Source organism: Haloarcula sp. CBA1122 (assembly GCF_009741785.1).
GTDB lineage: Archaea > Halobacteriota > Halobacteria > Halobacteriales > Haloarculaceae > Haloarcula > Haloarcula hispanica.
Genome location: NZ_WPCB01000009.1, coordinates 76,649 through 94,590 on the forward strand (window position 1 = coordinate 76,649; position 17,942 = coordinate 94,590).

A 17,942-nucleotide genomic window follows, 5' to 3' on the forward strand; every position below is an offset into this window, starting at 1 on the left:
CGATGGACGGGAACGGTGGGAGAGTCCCGCCTGTACCGCTGGTGCGTGCGGTCCCGCGGACAACCATGCTCCGTGAGACGGTTGACGTCGGCCGGGTCGGAGTGGTGGGGAACATTGGTGACCCAACGGTGGTCCCACCTGGTCCCGGACGGCAGGGGGAGTGAAACCCAGCCGCTAGAAATATACAACTGATGTTGTAAATAAATTTTCGGTAAGTGAAGAACACTGCCTATTAAATCCTCGCACACGGAGATGGTGGTATGAAGAATATCGACGACCTCGTCGACAGCGCGTCCGACCTGGCACAGCGTGGCCTCTCTAAGGGCGAGATCGCTGACGAGCTCAACGTCTCCCGCGAGACGGCGAGTTGGCTTGTCGAACGCAGCGGCACCGGCACGGAACCGGATACGAGCGACGACGGCGGTCCCCACGATATCCACGTCGACTGGTCCGCCGTCGGGCGGGACAGCAACCGGCTGTACCACGCGGGGGCGGCGATGGCGGACCTGCTCTCGAAGAAAGGCGACGACGTGGACCTCACCATCGGCATCGAGAAGGCCGGCGCACCGCTTGCGACGACTGTTGCCCGGGAACTGGAAACCGACCTCGGGACGTACGCCCCGACGAAACACCAGTGGGACGACGACGAGAGCGAGACCAGTGACGGTTCGTTCTCCCGGAACTTCGCGCAGATCCGGGACCGCGACTGCTACGTCGTCGACGACACTATCACGAGCGGCAAGACGATGGGCGAAACCATCGACGCGATCCACGAACAGGGCGGCAACCCCGTGGCCTGCGTCGTGCTGGCTGACAAGCGCGGCGTCGGCGACATCCGCGGCGTCCCGGTGTACTCCCTGCTGCAGGTCATCCGAGTCGGCAGCGACGGCGACTCGTAACAATCCTGACGGACTGAGCGGAGCGCGTGTTACGTCGAGCGGCCGTCGAAGCACCTGAATCAGTGTGGCCGCGCGAGAGACTATCCTTTTATTCGTGCCGTGCGTAATCCGCGGCATGACTGTACTGTCGTTCGACGAACAGGGCGTAGATGTCGTCTACGAGGGGACGGAGTTCCGCCTCGAAAAGGCCCTCATCGAGGACGCCATCCAGAAGTCGTATCCCGACGTGACCGATCACGAAGTGCTGCAGATGGTCGAGCCGGAACCCGCGCTATCGGGAGAACCCCAGCGTATCGCCGAGATCGTGAACTGAAGCGGAGATAGTTCCTTTCTGGGCAATAGATCCTTCGTGGGAGATAACCTCGATTAAGAACCCATACCCCGTTTTTAGGCGTTTATGGCCCCGAATATGCGCTAATTAAGCATCCGAGCAGTAGGCATTTAAGCCGTCAGCGCACACTGGGAGATAATGTCAGACCCACGTATCGCCGGGGCTAGCGTGACACATTTCGGGAAACACCCCGAGCGAACCGGCCGAGACCTGTTCGCCGAGGCCGGACTCGAAGCGCTATCGCAATCCGGAATCGACCCGGACGACGCTGAAGCCCTCTATTACGGCAACTTCATGGGAGAGCTCGCGGAACACCAGGGCCATCAGGGCCCGCTTATGGCCGAGGCCATTGGCCTGGACGTTCCGGCGACCCGCGTCGAAGCGGCCTGTGCATCAGCCGGTACGGCCGTTCGTGAAGCCGTCAAGACGATCCGGAACGGCGAAGCGGAGGTCGTCGTCGTCGGCGGCGCAGAGCGGATGACTAATATCGGGACGGCGGCGGCGACGGACGCGCTCGCTATCGCCGCCGACGACCTCTACGAGGTCCGCGCCGGGATGACCTTCCCCGGGGCGTACGCGCTGATGGCCCGGTCGTACTTCGACCAGTACGGCGGCTCCCACGAGGACCTCGCTCACATCGCCGTCAAGAACCACGAGCACGCGCTGGTCAACGAGCACGCCCAGATTCAGCAGGAAATCACGGTCGAGGACGCGATGGAGGCCCCGACGATTGCGGACCCGCTGGGCCTCTATGACTCCTGTCCGATTACTGACGGGGCCGCGGCTGCCGTCCTGACGACGGAGGCCTACGCTGAGGAACACGACCTGGACGCCCCAGTCGCCATCACCGGCACCGGACAGGGCGGCGACAATCTCGCACTGCAGGACCGCCCGCATCTGGCACAGACCCCCGCCGCCGACAAGGCCGCCGAAGAGGCCTACGGGGACGCCGGCGTCGGTCCAGACGACGTCGACTTCGCCGAAGTCCACGACTGTTTCACTATCGCGGAAGTACTCGCAATCGAATCGCTGGGCTTCTACGAGCGCGGTGAGGGCATCGCCGCGGCGCGCAACGGGGAGACGACCCGTGACGGCGACCTCCCGATAAACCTCTCTGGCGGGCTGAAAGCCAAAGGTCACCCGGTCGGCGCGACCGGTGTCGCCCAGTTGGCGACCGTTGCCTGGCTCCTCGACGGGTCGCACCCGCGGGCCGACGCCGTCCCGGACAGCACTGTCGGCGTCGCGCACAACGCGGGCGGTACAGTCGCGTCTACGACCGTCCACGTCATGGAGGTGCAAGAATGACCGAATCCGCACGAGACGGCGAGTACGACGAGTGGCTCGACAGCATCGAATCGGACGACGGTTATTACCTCGAATGTTCGAACGGCCACGGCTGGCTGCCGCCCCGGCGGGTGTGCCCGCGCTGTCACGACCAGGAACTCTCGGCGGTCGATCTGCCAGAATCCGGCGAAATCGCGAGCCACACGACGATTACGGTCCCGACGCCGCAGTTCGAGGACGACGCGCCCTACGTCACCGCCATCGCCGACTTCGGACCGGTGTCGGTCACGGGACTCGTCCGTGACGTGGACCCGGACGACGTTGCCATCGGCGACGTGGTCGGTATCGACGTCGGCGAGCGCGTGACGACCGGCGACAGAGCCGTCGTGTTCCGGCCGCGCTAGAACTCAGTTCTCGACCGTTACCGACGTCACTCTGTCGCGGACCACGTCGACGAACTCACCGGGGTGTTCGACGTGGGGCAAGAGCAGCGAGTCACCGAACACGACGAGCATCGCGTCCGCCTGTTCGGCCAGGTCGCGACCCTCCGACAGCGGCGTGATGTCGGCGTCCTCGCCCCAGACCAGCGTCACGGGCACGTCGAGGCCGGCCAGCGTTTCACCGAGGTCGTCCTCCGGGTCGAGGAAGCCGGAGACGAACGACGCCGGTGCGAACCGCGCGCCGGGCTGGTGGCCGCTCTGCCACTCGTAGTCGACGACGTCCTCGGTGAGATTATCCATGTCGTAGTAGCCGTGGTCGGCGTGGAAGTGCCGGATGGAGGGTTTCGAGACGGTAAGGTTGTAGATGGCCTCGCCGATGACCGGCGCGCGGAGCAGCGAGCGGAGCCAGACGGTACGATTACCCATCGAACTGTCCGTCGGGCAGATGAGGACGAGTTCCTTGACGTCGACTTCCTGTGCCGCGCTGGCGGCGTAGGCCCCGGTCAGTGACGACGCGACGACGGTCGCATCGGTGGTGTTGTCCTCGATGAAATCGCGCACGAAGGCCGTGTACAGCGACGCCGAGTACAGCAGCGGCGGCCGGTCCGTGTGCCCGAAGCCCGGCAGATCCGGCGCGATGACGTGGTAGTCCTCGGCCAGCGTGTCGAACACCGTGTGGAACTCGTGATTGCTGGCAGCGGCGTTGATGCCGTGGCACAACACGAGGTCCGGGTCCGACGGGTCCCCGGCTTCAGTGTACGCAATATCGAACCCGCGCCAGCGGTACGTCCCCTGTTCCCCGTCGAGCATCGGTTCGAACGCGCCGGCCCGCGACTGCAGCACGCGGTTGGCAGCGGCTGTCGCGCCGACCGCACCAACGACCGCCCCGAGCGCCTTGCGGAGTCTCATACTGATATCTTGGGGCCCGGAGTGTGTTATACATGCTGGACGAGCATCAGGTGTCGATTGCCCGAGAGCTTTCTCAGTCCGGTGGGTGCCAGCCTCGTACTCAGGCCCCGTCGCGACGCTCGTCGAGACACGCACGGAGCGGTTCGAGCACCTCGTCGACAACCGTGTACGGGTCAGTATGGCGCTCGATGACGGCGTCGACGTACTGCTCGATGCCGCCGCGGCGGTCAAGTTCGTCGACCAGTAGTTCGTTGGCGTCCTCCCGAAGCAGGGTCCGAATCTCGGCGGCGAAGCGCTCCCGCGCCTGGCCCTCTCGGCGGCCGGTTCGGTCCAGGTAGTCCCCATGGTTGGCCAGCGCATCTAGGAAATCTTCGACGCCCTCGCCCCGATTGGCGACTGTCTCCACGATGGGGGGGTTCCACGTTTCCGACCCGTCGTCCTCGTCATCGGAGTCGTCGTCGGACGCGTCGCCGTGGTCACCGGCGAGTTCGGTCGGGCCGTGATGGCCGGAGTCCGGCCGTCCGCTCCGCCCCTGCAGCATCTCCCGGAGTTGCTGGACCGTCCGGTCGGCCCCATCGAGGTCGGCCTTGTTGACCACGAACACGTCCCCGATTTCGAGGATGCCGGCTTTGAGCATCTGCACGTCGTCGCCGCTGCCCGGCGGGACGAGCACGGCAACGGTGTCGGCGGTGCGGACGATGTCGACCTCGTTCTGGCCTGCGCCGACCGTCTCGACGATGATCTTGTCCTTGCCGAACGCGTCCAGCGCGGTCACGGCGTCGGTCGTCGCCGTCGACAGCCCACCGAGGGAGCCACGAGCGGACATCGACCGGAAGAACATGTCCATATCGCCGGCATTCGAGGCCATCCGTATCCGGTCGCCGAGCACCGCGCCGCCGGAGAACGGCGAGGACGGGTCGATAGCGATGACGCCGACGGTCTGGCCCTGCTCGCGGTAGGTCGCTGCGACCTTGTCGACCAGCGTGGACTTGCCCGCACCGGGGCTGCCCGTGACGCCGATAACGTCGGCTGTCCCGGTGTGCTGGTGGAGGTCGGAAATTATCTCTCGGTACCCCGACGAACGGTTCTCTATCAGTGTGATGACTCTGGCGAGGGCGCTGTGCTTGCCCGCAAGCAGGTCAGCGACGAGGTCGCTCATCGCTCGGGCGCGTTCTCGTGGATGTAGTCGATCATCTCCTCCATGGACGCGCCCGGGCCGAATATCTCGTCAACGCCCTGGCCGCGGAGTTCCTCCTGATCGTCATCCGGGACGATGCCGCCGACGAGGATGAGCCGGTCATCGAACGCGTCATACTCTCTTAGCCCGTCGAGAATCTTTGGGACCAGCGTGTTGTGCGCCCCCGAGAGAATGGAGATGCCGACAACATCTACGTCCTCCTGCACAGCGGCCTGCACGACTTCGTCGGGCGCTCGATGGAGCCCTGAGTAAATCACTTCAAAGCCAGCGTCACGGAGCGCCCGCGCGATGACGTGTGCGCCCCGGTCGTGCCCGTCGAGTCCGACTTTCGCCACCAGACACCTGATGGTCCGTTCCGTCTGCTCCTGCTCGACACTCATGCCAGTACGTACCGCGCGGTGTGTTTTCATTCTTGCCCTATTCATCATGACCGATGTCGATTGCGAGTCCCCGCAGGGAACGAAATATGCTGCCGGGTCGAGTGCGGGCTCACAGACCAGAATAGGACCATTCCATAGAACGACAATTCTAAGTTCGCTGCTAGCGGCGTTTCCACCAGTGCGAACAGTCGCCGTCATCCCCGCGTACAACGAGTCGTCCACCATCGGGTCGGTGATCGACGGAACGAGCCGCTACGTCGACGAGGTGGTCGTCGTCGACGACGGGTCGTCGGACGACACCGCGGCCATCGCTCGCGAGCACGGCGCACACGTCGTCACACACGTCTTTAACACCGGCGTCGGCGGAGCCGTCAGGACGGGCTACCAGTACGCCATCCGCCACGACTACGACTTCGTCGTGCAGGTCGACGCCGACGGCCAGCACGACCCGGAGAAGATTCCGACCCTGCTTTCCCACGCCGAGGACGCGGACATGGTCATCGGCAGCCGCTACCTGAACGAGAGCATCGACGACTACCCGCTCATCAGGCGGCTGGGAATCACCTTCTTCACGACCGTCGTACGGAAGCTCGGCGGCATCGACATCACCGATGTGACGAGCGGCTTCCGCGTCTACCGCGTGTCGGCGCTACAGGACATCCTCCACCGCTCGGACAACCACTGGGCGGTCGAACAGACGCTCGACGCGGCCCAGCGCGGCCAGCGGATCGAAGAAGTATCGATAGAGATGCCGATCCGGGACGAGGGCGAGTCGCAGTTCAGCCTCGACACGCTCGTACTCTACCCGCTACGCATGACTGACACGGTGTTTCGCGTCCTCCTCTTTCGATAATCATGGTCTTTGGATTCGACTACTCACTGGTCAACCTCCTGTCGCTGGTCGTCGGCCTGGCCTTCCTCGCGAACGGGTACATCATCGTCAGAAGCGAACGCGAATCGCTGGAGCTGTTCGTGATGTCGCTGCTGCTCGGCGCGGGGCTCATCGTCGTCGCCATCGTCCCAAACGTGTTCGAGGTCGTGGCGCGGCTGCTGGGCCTGGAGTGGAAAGCCCGGGCCATCCTCGTCATCTCGAACCTGACGCTGTTCGTGGCGGTGACGTACCTGCTCAACCGCATCGGGCACATGTACGACCGGCTGTCGCGGCTGAACGAGGAGCTGAGCCTCCTCCGGAGCGAACTGGAGGAACACCAGCTACAGACCGAGGACAAGCAGGATGAGTAACCGCGCGGTGCTGTCGATAGATTTCGAGCTGTTCACCCAGACGCCGGCGTACCGGAGCGCGTCGGGGACGACGGACCGCGACGGCGTCGGTCTCGACGGCGGCCGGTTTTTCAGGGAGATATTGGCGGAGTACGACGCGACTGCCACCGCGTTCGTGGTGTCATCAGTCGCCCAGTCCCACCCCGACGCCGTCCGGGCACTTGCGGATGCGGGACTGGAAGTCGCGTCGCACACGCACACCCACCAGTTGCTCTCGGACCTCGACAGCGACGGGCGACGGGCGGAACTGGCCGAGTCGAAGGACGTGCTGGAGCGGGTCACCGGCGAGCAGGTCTCCGGGTTCCGCGCGCCCGCCTTCGACATCACTGACGACCACTTCCACCTGCTGGCCGACATCGGATACACGTACGACTCTAGCGTCGTCTCAAGCCGGTCGATTCCGGGGTGGTACGGCGGCGAGTACGACATCCACAGACCGGTTCCGGCGTCGGCGGTGCACCCGGACGCGCCGGACAGTATCACCGAGTTCCCGGCGAGCGTCATGCCGGGGCTGCAGTTGCCCCTCACCGGGACCTGGCTCCGGTTTTTCGGCCCGCGGTACACGATTCTGGGCATGAGGCTACTGGCCCGCCGGGGCATCACGCCGATGCTGTACGTCCACCCGTGGGAACTGGTGGACCTGCCGGCCGTAGAGGGGGTGCCGACGCGAGTGTACGTCAGGACCGGTGACTGGATGCGACGGGCCGTCGAGCGGATCTTACAGCAGGACTTCGAGTTCACGACCGTACAGGCGGTGCTGGCGGATGGCGAAACGGTCGCGACACGGCTACACAGGGGCGAGACGCCGTGACGAGCCGGGCTCGTGATCTGGGGATCACGGTCGCCCAGTACGGTCTCGCCGTCGTTGCGCTGGCATGGCTACTCACGCAGTTCGACATCGCCAGCGCTGTCGACCTGCTCGCCGGCGTCAAGATTCAGACGGTGCTCGCTATCGTCGCCGTCAGCACGCTCGGCATCTGTGGCCGGGTCTACTCGTGGTACGCGGTAATCACCCCGCTCGCACCGGTCCAGTTCCGGACCGCCGCCGGGACGACGCTCATCGTGAACTTCGTCAATCAGTTGCTCCCCTCGCGGCTCTCGGGACGGCTGGCCGCGCCGTTCGTCCTCCGGAGTCAGACCGGGATGGCTTACAGCGACGCCGCGGCCGCGTCAGCGCTTCACACCGGTATCTTCGCGCTATACTACGGCGTGGCGGCGACTGCAGGGCTCGTTCTGGCGATCCCACTGCTCCGGCTCGAACTTATTCTGCTGCTAGCGCTCGCGACGAGCCTGTACTTCGCGGCCGGCCTCGCCATCCTGTTTGGAGGCCTCAATCTCTCGTATCTGGACCGGCTCATCGGCTGGCTGTCCGGGGTCGCGGTCCGGGTTCCACGCTTCGGTGAGGGACTCGCGGCACGGCTCGACGGCCTGCTTGAGTTCACCGACAGTTCGACAACGACGTTTCGGTCGCTCGCGAGCGAGCCGGCAGTGTGGCTCCGCTACGCGGTCGGCTGGGCCGTCGACCTCGTGCTCGCACCCGGTGTCCGCGTCGGCCTGCTGCTGGGGAGTTTCGGCGTCGCGTTCGAACCGCTGGTCGCGTTGCCGCTGTATCTCTTGGTCGCGTACACCGTGACGCTTCTGCCGCTGACGCCCGGCGGCATCGGCATCACCGAGGCCACGGCGACGGCGGTGTTCGTCGCGCTGGGTATCCCAGCGGAGGTCATCATCCCTATCATCTTCGTCGACCGGTTCCTCAGTATTTACCTGCCCTCGCTCGCGGGCTGGTATCCCTCCGTTCGGCTCGACGTCACGTCATTGACGACGGAGTAGTCGGCGGAAAACGGAGCGGGAAGTCGAGAAAACGGCTCAGAACGGCGGATGCCGGCTCGTGTCGCACTCGCCGTCCCGTTCCAGAATGAGGGTGTACTGGTTCGCCGCGAGTTCTTGCTCGTCGGCGAACTGGTCCGTGTGCGGGACGACACCGAGCCGCAGCAGGTCGGTGAACGACCCGGGGGTCGGTCGCTGGGGAACGAAGTTCGGCGGCCGCTCCCCGAACTCGGCGACGATTCTGTAGTTGTACTCCTCGTTCAGGAGATTCCGGAGGTAGGTCGCCTGTGCATCGCCGTTCCGGTAGTAGGTGTCCTCCTTGAGATACAGCAGATCCCGATACCCGACCTGGATGTACCGCGGGCAGGCCATCGCCTCCTCCGCCTCCGAGTCCTGACCGGCGACGTGTCGGGCAGTCATCGAATGCGGGACGGCGGTGTCCTGGATGTGGACGCGGTAGGTCTCCACCACGTCGCCCTCGTCGCTGTTGTCTTCGAGCCAGGCCGTCGCCTCGTCTCGGGGCATGGATGCGAACTGTGCCGTCCCGATACCGGCGTAGACCGCCGTCGTCACCAGCAGAACGGCCAACACCGGGCGAGCGAGACTGGTCGAGCGCTCGCGGAGCTGCACCAGTCGGCCCCCGACGAGTAAGGCGATGAGCGGGAAGGTCGGCAGGAGGTGGTGTACGCGGAAGTCGTGCCACTGGGAGAACATCGCTATGTAGGCCACCAGTCCCGTCAGAACGAGGACGGTGCCGTGGAAGGCAGAGCCGCGGTCACGGATGGTTGCGACGGTCGCCACGACGCTCGCTGCGGCCGCGGCAAACAGCGGTAGCCCCAGCGCGCTGAAGTAGCCCCGGAGGAACCACCACCACATCGGGGCGTCGGGGCCCGTCGGATGGCTCATCCGCGAGGTCGAGCCGCCGAAGACCCGCTCGATGAACGGTTCGGCTCCCGCCACGAGCGCGGTTGGGAACCCGAGGACAATCATGGCGAACCCGAGCAGTGCGCCACTCAGCAGGAGCTTCGGCCGGTACAGCGTCTCCGTCAGCGGCGCGTCAGCGGCATGGGCACGCAGCAGGAAGGCGACACCGATGAGGAGGACGACCGGCGCGGCCGTCAGTTTGAACGCGATTGCGACACCGCCGGCGGCGCTCGCCGCCAGAAACAGCGTTCCGTCGTCCGTCTGGACGTACCTGACCAGCAGGTACAGCGCGAGGAGGACGAACACCAGCGCCGGCATATCTTCGCCGGCCTCCTTCGAGATGGTGAGGAAGCCGAAGGTCAGCGAGAGCACGACGGCCGACAGCCGGCCGGCGTTGCGGCCCTCGAGTGCGACGCCGAGGCGGTAGGTGAGGTAGACGGCACAGATTGCAGCAACGACGTTGGTTAGCCGGATGAAGACCAGGCTCCAGGTCCAGATCCACTCTGGCGTGGCGGCCCAGACTTCGTAGTGGCCGAACTCCCAGCTAGGGAAGGCAATCGTGGTGAATGCGCCCAGGTCGCCGGTGATGGCGGCGACGAGCACGACGGGGAGGATAGCCAGCGCATAGAGGTACAGCGTCGCGCCGAAGGGGGCCCGGCCCCACTCGACGCCGGCCTTGAGCCCCTCGAAACTCGGTTCTTCGAGGACCGACCCGTAGACGACCATCGCGTCAAGGAGACGACTGTACTCGTCACGGGTCGCGAAGTTCGGGATGCGGTGCCAGAACCAGAACCCGACCATAACAGTCGACAGCAGGAGCACGTAGCGGAGATAGGGGTCGTCCCGGAAATCCGACCGTACCTGTTCGACAGCACGTCGGGACAGTGACCGCCAGCTACTCATCGTGTCACTGCTCCGGGGTGTGTGTTGAAAAGGCTGCCCTTCTCAGAAATAGTCGGCATCGAACTCCCGGCGGAGGATGTAGTGGTTCGCGTACCCGCGGACGTACTTCGCAAACAGCGAGAGATATCCCTCGTCGGCCTCACGGCGGGCCGACGTAGCGACGCAGGAGTCGGCGTCGTAGACGATTCGGCCGTACTCTTTCATCCGCAAGGAGAGCTCCGTGTCCTCCATGAACGGGATGTCCTCGTCGAAGCCGCCCGCGGCCTCGAAGGCGTCGGCCCGGAAGCTACAGTTGAAGCCCGGTTGCTGGACGAAGCCCAGCGGCCAGGACACCCGATACCAGTAGTCCGACAGCAGTTTGAACAGCACGCGGTGTTTGAGGCTGTCTTCGAGCGGGCGTGCGGGGCCGCCGACCCCCACCACATCGTCGTCGGTGTAGTGCCTGAGATGCAGGCGGACCCAGTCCTCGGGGACGACCGTATCGGCGTCGGTAAACAGCAGTATCGGGGCTTTTGCGGCCGCTGCTCCGTGGTTTCGGGCGATTCCCGCCCCGCCCTCGTCGCACCGGACGACCGTATCGACGAAGGGCGTGTCACGGGCCACCTGTTCCGTACCGTCGTCGCCGCCGACCACGACGACCAGTTCGACGGGCTGTGACTCGAAGGGAGCCAGGCAGCGGGCCAGCGACTCCGCCTCGTTGTAGGCCGGGACGATGACTGCGGCGTCCATCTGAGAGGCAGGTACATCGTACAGACAGAAATAGCAAGCGATGCGACGGCCTGTCCCCGGTCTCAGGCAGTCACGAACGCCGCGCGAGGGCGGTTCCCGCGAGAACGGCGACGAGTGCAATTCCGGCGAGCGTCCCGAACAGCGCCGTCGCGTTCGCAAAGGCCAGAATCGACCCGGCCAGCCCGCCGCCGAGCGCGCCGACGCCGAACACGCCCAGATACGTGTAGCCGTACGAGAGTCCGCGCGTGCCGGCGGGCGTGTACTCCGCAACTGCGGCCTGATACATCGGCTGGACGACGAAGAGGGTGACCCCTAGCAGCGCACCAAGCACCGCTAACGGACCGAAGCCCATCGCCGACACCGGAACGAACAGCACTGCAAGGACGGCAAGCACCAGAAACGAGCCGGCGATACCGTACTCGACGGGAATTCGGTCGCTCAGTTTCCCGCCGGCGTACTGGCCGAAAACGCCGATGAGCAACAGTCCGGCGTAGAAGTAGTCCTGTGGCTTGAGCGTCTGGCCCGTCCCGGCCTCGATACCGAGCGCCGACAGGACGCTGGGAGGCAACAACGTCTCTATCGGGATGGGCTCGAAGCCCGGCAGGTCCCGCAGGAGTTCCGGGAGGAAGGTGAGGACGCCGCGGTAGTACAGCCCCGAGCACATGACGACGACGAACACGAGCAGGAAGCTCCCTGTCAGCAGGTGCTTGCTCTCCGTGAGGAACTCCCCGAGCGAGTCGATACCGCTGCTGGCCTTCGACCCGCCGTCGGTTGCAGTCGTCACGGCTGCCGTCTCGTCGAAACTCGCCCGCGAGGCGTAGACGGCGGCGAGCAACGCGGGAACGCCGAGGACGAGCGCGACCGTCCGCCACTCGGCGACCAGCAGGAGAATTGCGGCGACGAGTGGGCCGAGGCCGATACCGAGGTTCCCGGCGACACCGTGGTAGGCCAGCCCGGTTCCGCGCTGTTCGACGCCTTTGCTGATGAGCGAGAGCCCGGCCGGGTGGTAGACGCTGGCCGAGAGTCCCCAGAGGACGAGCGCCAGCGCGATGACGACCATGCTCGGAGCCAGTCCCAGCAGGATGTACGAGCCGCCCATCCCCAGCAGACAGCCGGTGATGAGTCGGCGGGAGCCGATACGGTCGACGACGATACCGCCCGGGAGCGCACCAGCCCCGAACAGGCCGTAGCCCAGCGTCACGATGACGCCGACGGTGGCCGTCGTCACGTCGAACTGGGCGATACCGAGGTTGATGAGGTCAAACTCGGTGAGCCAGATGACGACGAATATCGGGACCGCCATCTCGTAGGTGTGGACCAGCCCGTGTGCGAGCATGACCAGCGCGGTAATCGCTCGGTCGTTCGCGTTCACACTCTGGTTCGTGTCGGCCGCCGGCAAGTGTGTGACGGTTCCGCGCATCTGCGCGTGCGCCTTTTTCACCCCTCCCAAAACCAGGGGTGGGTTTTTATGTCCGAACAGTATAGGCGGCAAGTGTGAGCAAGATCAAGGTGTCACTTCCGGACCAGGTGGACTCGGACATCCAGCGACTCGTCGAACAGGGCGAGTTCCTCAACCGCGACCAGGCCGTCGAAGACCTCCTGAAGCGAGGGATTTCGGCCTACAACACTACGACGGAAGAGACCGAGACACTCGACGAAGAGATTTTCGACCAGACGGCATCCGAACAGCAGGACCCCGCGATGCAGGACGATTTCCTCTAGTCGCGGTTCTGTGAGAGTCGGCCGTCGTCCTCGGATGCCCGCTGTCCGGAGCCGTCGTTTTCCTGCCGACGTTGCTTCATTTTTGCGCCGGGTTTCGGACCTCTGTCGACTGACTCGTACGGCGTTTCCGCGATGCTCTCCGGGATGATGTACCACGCGAGGCCACCGCCAACGACGGTTCCGCCAACAAACATTCCGGCGACAACCAGCAGTTCCGCACCGCCGTACAACGTCACCAGCCCCATCGAGACGCCGATGAGAAGCGCGAACCCGACCTGCGTGTATCTGAGGAAGCGTTTCCGGTCGGCGTCCGTCATCGAGGGACCGACCATTAGCGGCCCCCGAAACCGGTGGCGCGCGTCGGTTCGGCCATCAGTAGAAGCCCCGCGCTACGTCTTCCTCGATGACGTCCTCGAACTCCGCGTCGAGTAGTTCCTCCGCTTCCTCGAACGTCTCCGTGAGTTCGGTCATCTGGTCGGGCCGGTCGTGGTGGTCGAACTCCATCGGGCCGTAGGCCGGGGAGTCCATCGCGTCCATCATGTCCTCAAGCAGCGCTTGCGGCGACGTGGGTGCGTCCGCGTGGGTTTCGAGTACCGTTTCGAGGTTCTTGGCCTTCTCCTTGGCGTCGTCCTCGTCTTCCGGTCCCTGCTGGACGCCGAAGATGCCCGACCCGTCGTTCGGAAACAGCGGGTCGATGTCGTCGTCGATACGGCGGGCCACCTGTGACCCGACGCCCTGTACCTCGAAGGGGTTCTTCGCGTAGGTCTTGAGCTGGTAGACACCGGCGTCGGGGTGACCGAAGTAGATGTCCTCGCCGATACCGTTCGCGCGGTCGCCCCCGACGGCACGCCAGTCCCCCGGATTGGCATTGCTCTCCATCACGTCTTCGAGAATGTCCTGCCAGTCGCGAACGCGCATTGTCAGTTTCCCGTTCGGCCTGGGCCAGAATGAACCCATCGGTCCTGACCGTCGCCGGGCGGAAGCAGGGAGGTCGTGGATACGGACTGGCCAGCATGCCCACACGACTGGCGTTGCTGTCGGCGACCATACCGGGGATTGATTATCTTTCACGCAGATATCCATGATAACAGCGTTGGGTGTCGCGGTACGGGCGTAAGTTACGAGGGGCGACAAGTGGGTACAGCATCCGAGACCGGCCATGGCGGCGTCGACTGGCGGCAGCTGGCACTGGTAAGTCTCTGCCTCGTCGGGCTGATCGTCGCCGCGTTTCTGGCCCCGCCACCGATCACTGAGAGCGGGACCAGCAGCGGGGGCGGTGACGGGAGTCACGGCACCGAGCCAGTCACGCAGACGCCAGCCGATACGCGGGAACAACGCCGCGACGGTGGCGGGGGCGGCAGCGTCACCGACACCCAGACACCTGCAGGCACACGGGAACACCGTCGCGACGGAGGTGGGAGCGGCGGCGTCACGGGAGGAACAGAGCCGATTCCGATTCCCGGCGATACCGCCCCGCCCACTGCGGACGGCTGTGGCGTCCTCGTCGAGTCAGAGCCGAAAGCCGGGCATCCCCTCACCGTTCTGGTGTATCAGGACCTCGAACCGGCGGCCGCGACCCGTGTCTGGTTCAACGACCGATACGTCGGCCGGACTGACCAGAGCGGCCAGGTGACCGCACAGGTTCCGTACCAGCGCGAGCTGAACGTAACGGTCGAATCGCCGGGAACAGAGCCCTGTCAGTTCTACCGTCGACCGGACGAGCAATCAGATACTGAAACAGCAAGCCTCCTCGTGGAAGGAGATGTGTTGTCGCTTGGCGGGACTACCTCGGTCTCAAACGGGGACGGGTACGCACGAAGTACCCTTGGCGCATTTGGGACGGTTCCTGGCGCATCTGGGATGGCCGATTCGACGGCCCCACGCCAGCAGACCGCGGCCGGCAACGACACCGGTCAGTACCGTGTCGGCGGGAGCGTCAACGTGACACTGCTCGGCGAGCCGTACCCCGGGTCGACCGTCCCGCTCGTCGCAACGGTCGACGGCGTGCCAGTCCGAAACGCGACCGTGACCCGCAACGGCGACATCGTCGGTCGAACTGACACCGCCGGCCGGTATCAACTGACAGTCCCCGACAGCGATACCGCCGCAGTAACGGTGTCCCGCGGCGAGTTCGAGGGGTCCGCGCGCGTCGACGTGCTGAACTTACACGTCCGCGTCGTGCCTGCGAAGGCCCTCCCGGTACCAGGTGACAGGGCCGCTGTCAACGCTACGATAAACGGAAACCCGGTCGAGAACGCGACTGTCACGCTCGGCGACCAGCGCCGGGGAAAGACTGGCGCTGACGGCGCTGTTGCCGTCTCGCTCCCAGCAAACCCCTCGCTTCCCGTCACAGCGGCAACAGACAGACAGACAGCGAGAACGACGCTCTGGGGCGCGTACACCGGGACCATCGTGGTAAGTTCGATACTGCTGGTGGCAACCGTCGTGACCGTCGCTATCGCCGCAGTGATGTACTCCCCCAAGGTCGCACGCGGCGTCGGTATTCTCTGGACAATCTTCGATTCGCTGTTTGTCATCGGCGTGCTCTGGGAACGGGACGGGCTGGTCGTCGCGCTCGCAGTCGTGGGCGTCGCCGCGCTGTACCACTATCGGACGGCTGCTTTCTCGGGCGGACAGGCGGTCGCATACGCGGCCAAGAACGGCGGTGAAACGGCGGTTGGCTTCGTCGCCCGCGTCGTTCAGTGGACCCGGCGAACGGCACTCTGGCTCGTCGGCCGTATCGAAGCCACGCTGAACATGGGCCGCCGACTGGCCGCCCGTCTGGCGACGTGGCTCACATCGCTTCCGCTAACGCTGTCAGGGCTGTGGCGTCGCTTCCAGCGGTGGCTCCGGTCGGCCGGGTATCGAGCGGTCACTGTGGCCAGGGCTGAAAGCACGCCACGCAGGATTGCAACGCTCGGCGGCTCGTGTGTCATCGTGACAGTGAGCTATGTTCGCTGGGGCACGGCCGGTACCGTCGTGGCTGGGGCCGGGGTGGCACTGGGTGCGGTCGGTGTCTACATCGCTGGCCAGGTCGGCGATACGGACCGCCCGACTACGGCGTCTAACCCCGGACCGAGCGGGTCGGTCACTGACTCGTCGGGCGGCGGCGAATCGGCTCTCCCATCGATTCGCGACCTCTGGCGTGCGTTCGCCAAGCATGTCGTCCCCGGGCGCTGGCGGACGCGGACGCCCGGCGAGGTGTCCCGGGCCGCAATCGACAGCGGCCTCCCGAGGGCACCCGTCGAAGCACTGACAGAGGCGTTCCGGGACGTCGAATACGGCGGCCATTCGAGCGACAGCCGGCGCGAGCAGGCCCGTAGCGCGTACGATGCGCTGGTGGGTGCGAGCGACGAGCAGGAGGACGAAGGGTGAATCGCCGTCGCGTCGGGCTGGGAATCGCCGTGTTGTGTGGCCTGCTACTCGTGGCTGCCGGCGCGGTCCTCGGGCTGACAGGGACGCCAGAGCCGGCGGATTCCGGGCCGAGTGCGGCGGGTGTCCTCGTCCTCTTCGTCTGCGTGCTCGTGGCCTCCTGGAAGCTCTTCCGGACGCCCGACGACCCCTCGGTATCACCGTCGCCGTGGACTGCTGACGACAAGTTCACCGAGGGGTTTCTGGAGACGACACCGACAGACGACGCTGTCTCCGGAACCGAACTCGCGGAACGCGTCGAAGCGGCGGCTGCACAGGCCCGCGACGACGGGCCGGTCGCCGAGAGCGTCGGCCCCGTTCGGGAACCACTTCGGGCGGCGCTCACGGAGGCACTGGTCCAGGGCGGCCACGACCCCGACTCGGTGAAAGCACAGTTAGCCGCGGGGACCTGGACGGACGACCCGGTTGCCGCCGCGGTACTGGACGAATCCGTCACGCCACCGGACCGACCGTTTCGCACGCGCCTGTGGGCCTGGCTGTTTCCCGAAAAAGCCGTCCGGAAGCGGTGCGCACGGGCGATGACGGCAGTCAGCGTCGCGGCCGACGACGCGTTGCCGACAGTGGTCGGCCAGCAGGCGCCGCGTCCGGTGCCAGTCGTCGCCCCAGCGGTCGCCGACCTGCAGCGGGCGGCTGACGGGAGCCTCCAGCGGGCCGTCGACGGGTCGATTCCCGAGCGGGAAGCCGTCGGGACCAGCGCAGACGGCGCGTCTGACGGTGCCCACGTCGACGGAACCGCCACCGAGGGCGCAACTGCCGCGGACGGCCCGGCTGACTCCGAGTCGGAAGCTGGCGGGACAACGCCGGTTGACGAGGACGGAACGGATACCACAGCGACCGACGGGGCCGACTGGGGCGATGTGACGGAGGTGCAGGACTGATGGGCCGACGAGCCATGCGGTGGCGCGGCGCAATCGTCGCCGCACTGACACTCGCCGGAGCGGGCATCTGGGAGGGGAGCGGGACACTCCTGCTGGCCGCCACACTCCCGCTCTCGTATCTGGCCTACGGAATCCTGTCGACTGCTGCTGTCCCGGCAGCACTCGTCGTGTCACGGGCTGTCGACCCGACTCCAGCGCCGCCGGGGCACCCGGTTGCAGTCCAGTTGACGGTGACAAACAGCGGCCAGCAGACGCTGTCGGACATCCGGGTCGTCGACGGCGTTCCGACTGACCTCGCAGTGCTGGACGGGGCGCCACGCGGCGGCGAGACGCTTGCGGCCGGCGAATCAGTCACGCTCGAGTACACGCTCATCGCCCGCCGAGGCGAACACGACTTCGGCGAGCCGCGGCTCCGCGTCCGGGGTACGGGAGCCGGCGAGGTCGCGACTGCGAGACAACAGGCGGAGGGCGATGACAGGCTGGTGTGTCAGCTTGACGCCCAGGCACCGCCGCTGTCCGACCAGGGGACCGACCGCGTGGGCCAACTCACAACCGACGACCCCGGCGATGGCTTCACCTTCCACTCGACGCGGGAGTATCAGCGCGGGGACCCGGCCGGCCGCATCGACTGGCGCGGGTACGCGAAGCGGGGAGCGCTGTCGACGGTCAACTACGAGCAGTGGGTGTCGACGACGGTCGTGTTCGTCGTCGACGCCCGCTCGCCGGCGCGGGTGACCGCCGGCCCCGGTCGCCCGACGGCAGTCGAACTCGGCGCGTACGCGACGACGCACGCAGTGACCTCGCT

Annotated in this window: 20 protein-coding genes; 12 read left to right on the top strand and 8 right to left on the bottom strand. The window is 65.8% G+C overall.

Annotation, left to right across the window (positions count from 1 at the left end; translation table 11 throughout):
• The first annotated feature begins 260 nt into the window (after positions 1-260).
• The 4 genes from gfcR to GJ630_RS05695 all read left to right on the top strand — a co-directional run bounded on the left by gfcR (position 261) and on the right by GJ630_RS05695 (position 2,918).
• Positions 261-899 (top strand): transcriptional regulator GfcR, encoded by a 639-nt coding sequence (gfcR, locus tag GJ630_RS05680; RefSeq protein WP_101350099.1) that lies wholly within the window; start codon positions 261-263, stop codon positions 897-899.
• A 115-nt stretch (positions 900-1,014) separates the two neighbouring features.
• Positions 1,015-1,212, top strand: a complete 198-nt coding sequence (locus GJ630_RS05685; protein ID WP_008309112.1) for a DUF5800 family protein — start codon at positions 1,015-1,017, stop codon at positions 1,210-1,212.
• A 156-nt stretch (positions 1,213-1,368) separates the two neighbouring features.
• Positions 1,369-2,535 (top strand): thiolase domain-containing protein, encoded by a 1,167-nt coding sequence (locus GJ630_RS05690; RefSeq protein ID WP_008309110.1) that lies wholly within the window; start codon positions 1,369-1,371, stop codon positions 2,533-2,535.
• The gene (locus GJ630_RS05695; protein ID WP_014040390.1) at positions 2,532-2,918 is read left to right on the top strand and encodes a Zn-ribbon domain-containing OB-fold protein; all 387 of its coding nucleotides are present in this window, start codon (positions 2,532-2,534) and stop codon (positions 2,916-2,918) included. Before GJ630_RS05690 ends, GJ630_RS05695 begins: the two co-directional genes overlap by 4 nt.
• A gap of 3 nt (positions 2,919-2,921) precedes the next feature.
• On the opposite strand, the gene GJ630_RS05700 is transcribed toward GJ630_RS05695, so the two are convergent.
• The 3 genes from GJ630_RS05700 to GJ630_RS05710 form a co-directional block, all read right to left on the bottom strand.
• Positions 2,922-3,863: an alpha/beta fold hydrolase gene (locus GJ630_RS05700; protein WP_014040391.1), complete on the bottom strand. Its 942-nt coding sequence runs from the start codon at positions 3,861-3,863 to the stop codon at positions 2,922-2,924.
• 100 nt (positions 3,864-3,963) lie between these two features.
• Positions 3,964-5,022: a methylmalonyl Co-A mutase-associated GTPase MeaB gene (meaB, locus tag GJ630_RS05705; RefSeq protein ID WP_191449529.1), complete on the bottom strand. Its 1,059-nt coding sequence runs from the start codon at positions 5,020-5,022 to the stop codon at positions 3,964-3,966.
• Positions 5,019-5,441 (bottom strand): cobalamin B12-binding domain-containing protein, encoded by a 423-nt coding sequence (locus GJ630_RS05710; protein ID WP_004961266.1) that lies wholly within the window; start codon positions 5,439-5,441, stop codon positions 5,019-5,021. Before GJ630_RS05710 ends, meaB begins: the two co-directional genes overlap by 4 nt.
• 178 nt (positions 5,442-5,619) lie before the next feature.
• On the opposite strand from GJ630_RS05710, the gene GJ630_RS05715 reads away from it, so the two are divergent.
• The 4 genes from GJ630_RS05715 to GJ630_RS05730 are packed head-to-tail and all read left to right on the top strand — an operon-like array spanning position 5,620 to position 8,552.
• Positions 5,620-6,294, top strand: coding sequence for a glycosyltransferase family 2 protein (locus GJ630_RS05715; protein WP_014040394.1), 675 nt, complete (start codon positions 5,620-5,622; stop codon positions 6,292-6,294).
• A gap of 2 nt (positions 6,295-6,296) precedes the next feature.
• Positions 6,297-6,683 carry a DUF2304 domain-containing protein gene (locus GJ630_RS05720; RefSeq protein ID WP_050038083.1) on the top strand — a complete coding sequence of 129 codons (387 nt, stop codon included), beginning with the start codon at positions 6,297-6,299 and terminating at the stop codon, positions 6,681-6,683.
• Positions 6,676-7,533, top strand: a complete 858-nt coding sequence (locus GJ630_RS05725) for a polysaccharide deacetylase family protein (protein WP_064288079.1) — start codon at positions 6,676-6,678, stop codon at positions 7,531-7,533. Before GJ630_RS05720 ends, GJ630_RS05725 begins: the two co-directional genes overlap by 8 nt.
• Positions 7,530-8,552, top strand: coding sequence for a lysylphosphatidylglycerol synthase transmembrane domain-containing protein (locus GJ630_RS05730; protein WP_064288080.1), 1,023 nt, complete (start codon positions 7,530-7,532; stop codon positions 8,550-8,552). Before GJ630_RS05725 ends, GJ630_RS05730 begins: the two co-directional genes overlap by 4 nt.
• Positions 8,553-8,588: 36 nt before the next feature.
• Here the strand turns inward: GJ630_RS05730 and GJ630_RS05735 are convergent, their stop codons facing one another.
• The 3 genes from GJ630_RS05735 to GJ630_RS05745 all read right to left on the bottom strand — a co-directional run bounded on the left by GJ630_RS05735 (position 8,589) and on the right by GJ630_RS05745 (position 12,525).
• A complete protein-coding gene (locus tag GJ630_RS05735) occupies positions 8,589-10,376 on the bottom strand; it encodes a glycosyltransferase family 39 protein (RefSeq protein WP_129755169.1) in 1,788 nt (595 codons plus the stop codon).
• A 42-nt stretch (positions 10,377-10,418) separates the two neighbouring features.
• Complete coding sequence (locus GJ630_RS05740) at positions 10,419-11,105, bottom strand: glycosyltransferase (protein WP_050038087.1); 687 nt, start codon at positions 11,103-11,105, stop codon at positions 10,419-10,421.
• A gap of 70 nt (positions 11,106-11,175) precedes the next feature.
• Positions 11,176-12,525, bottom strand: a complete 1,350-nt coding sequence (locus GJ630_RS05745; protein WP_050038088.1) for an MFS transporter — start codon at positions 12,523-12,525, stop codon at positions 11,176-11,178.
• Between the two features lie 74 nt (positions 12,526-12,599).
• Here GJ630_RS05745 and GJ630_RS05750 point away from each other — a divergent pair, with 74 nt between their 5' ends.
• Positions 12,600-12,827, top strand: coding sequence for a ribbon-helix-helix domain-containing protein (locus GJ630_RS05750; protein ID WP_004518043.1), 228 nt, complete (start codon positions 12,600-12,602; stop codon positions 12,825-12,827).
• Here GJ630_RS05750 and GJ630_RS05755 read toward each other — a convergent pair.
• Both GJ630_RS05755 and GJ630_RS05760 read right to left on the bottom strand, forming a co-directional pair.
• The gene (locus GJ630_RS05755) at positions 12,824-13,159 is read right to left on the bottom strand and encodes a hypothetical protein (protein WP_129755170.1); all 336 of its coding nucleotides are present in this window, start codon (positions 13,157-13,159) and stop codon (positions 12,824-12,826) included. The two genes, GJ630_RS05750 and GJ630_RS05755, sit on opposite strands and share 4 nt — an antisense overlap.
• Before the next feature lie 40 nt (positions 13,160-13,199).
• Complete coding sequence (locus GJ630_RS05760) at positions 13,200-13,745, bottom strand: hypothetical protein (protein ID WP_014040403.1); 546 nt, start codon at positions 13,743-13,745, stop codon at positions 13,200-13,202.
• A 216-nt stretch (positions 13,746-13,961) separates the two neighbouring features.
• Between GJ630_RS05760 and GJ630_RS05765 the strand changes: the two genes are divergently transcribed.
• The 3 genes from GJ630_RS05765 to GJ630_RS05775 all read left to right on the top strand — a co-directional run.
• On the top strand, positions 13,962-16,202 hold the full coding sequence (locus tag GJ630_RS05765; RefSeq protein WP_371727051.1) for a DUF4129 domain-containing protein: 2,241 nt from the start codon (positions 13,962-13,964) through the stop codon (positions 16,200-16,202).
• Positions 16,199-17,137 carry a hypothetical protein gene (locus tag GJ630_RS05770; protein WP_151146212.1) on the top strand — a complete coding sequence of 313 codons (939 nt, stop codon included), beginning with the start codon at positions 16,199-16,201 and terminating at the stop codon, positions 17,135-17,137. The genes GJ630_RS05765 and GJ630_RS05770 overlap by 4 nt, the downstream gene beginning before the upstream one ends.
• Positions 17,137-17,942, top strand: an 806-nt coding sequence (locus GJ630_RS05775) for a DUF58 domain-containing protein (protein ID WP_191449530.1), incomplete at its 3' end; no start/stop codon positions are given. The genes GJ630_RS05770 and GJ630_RS05775, both read left to right, overlap by 1 nt.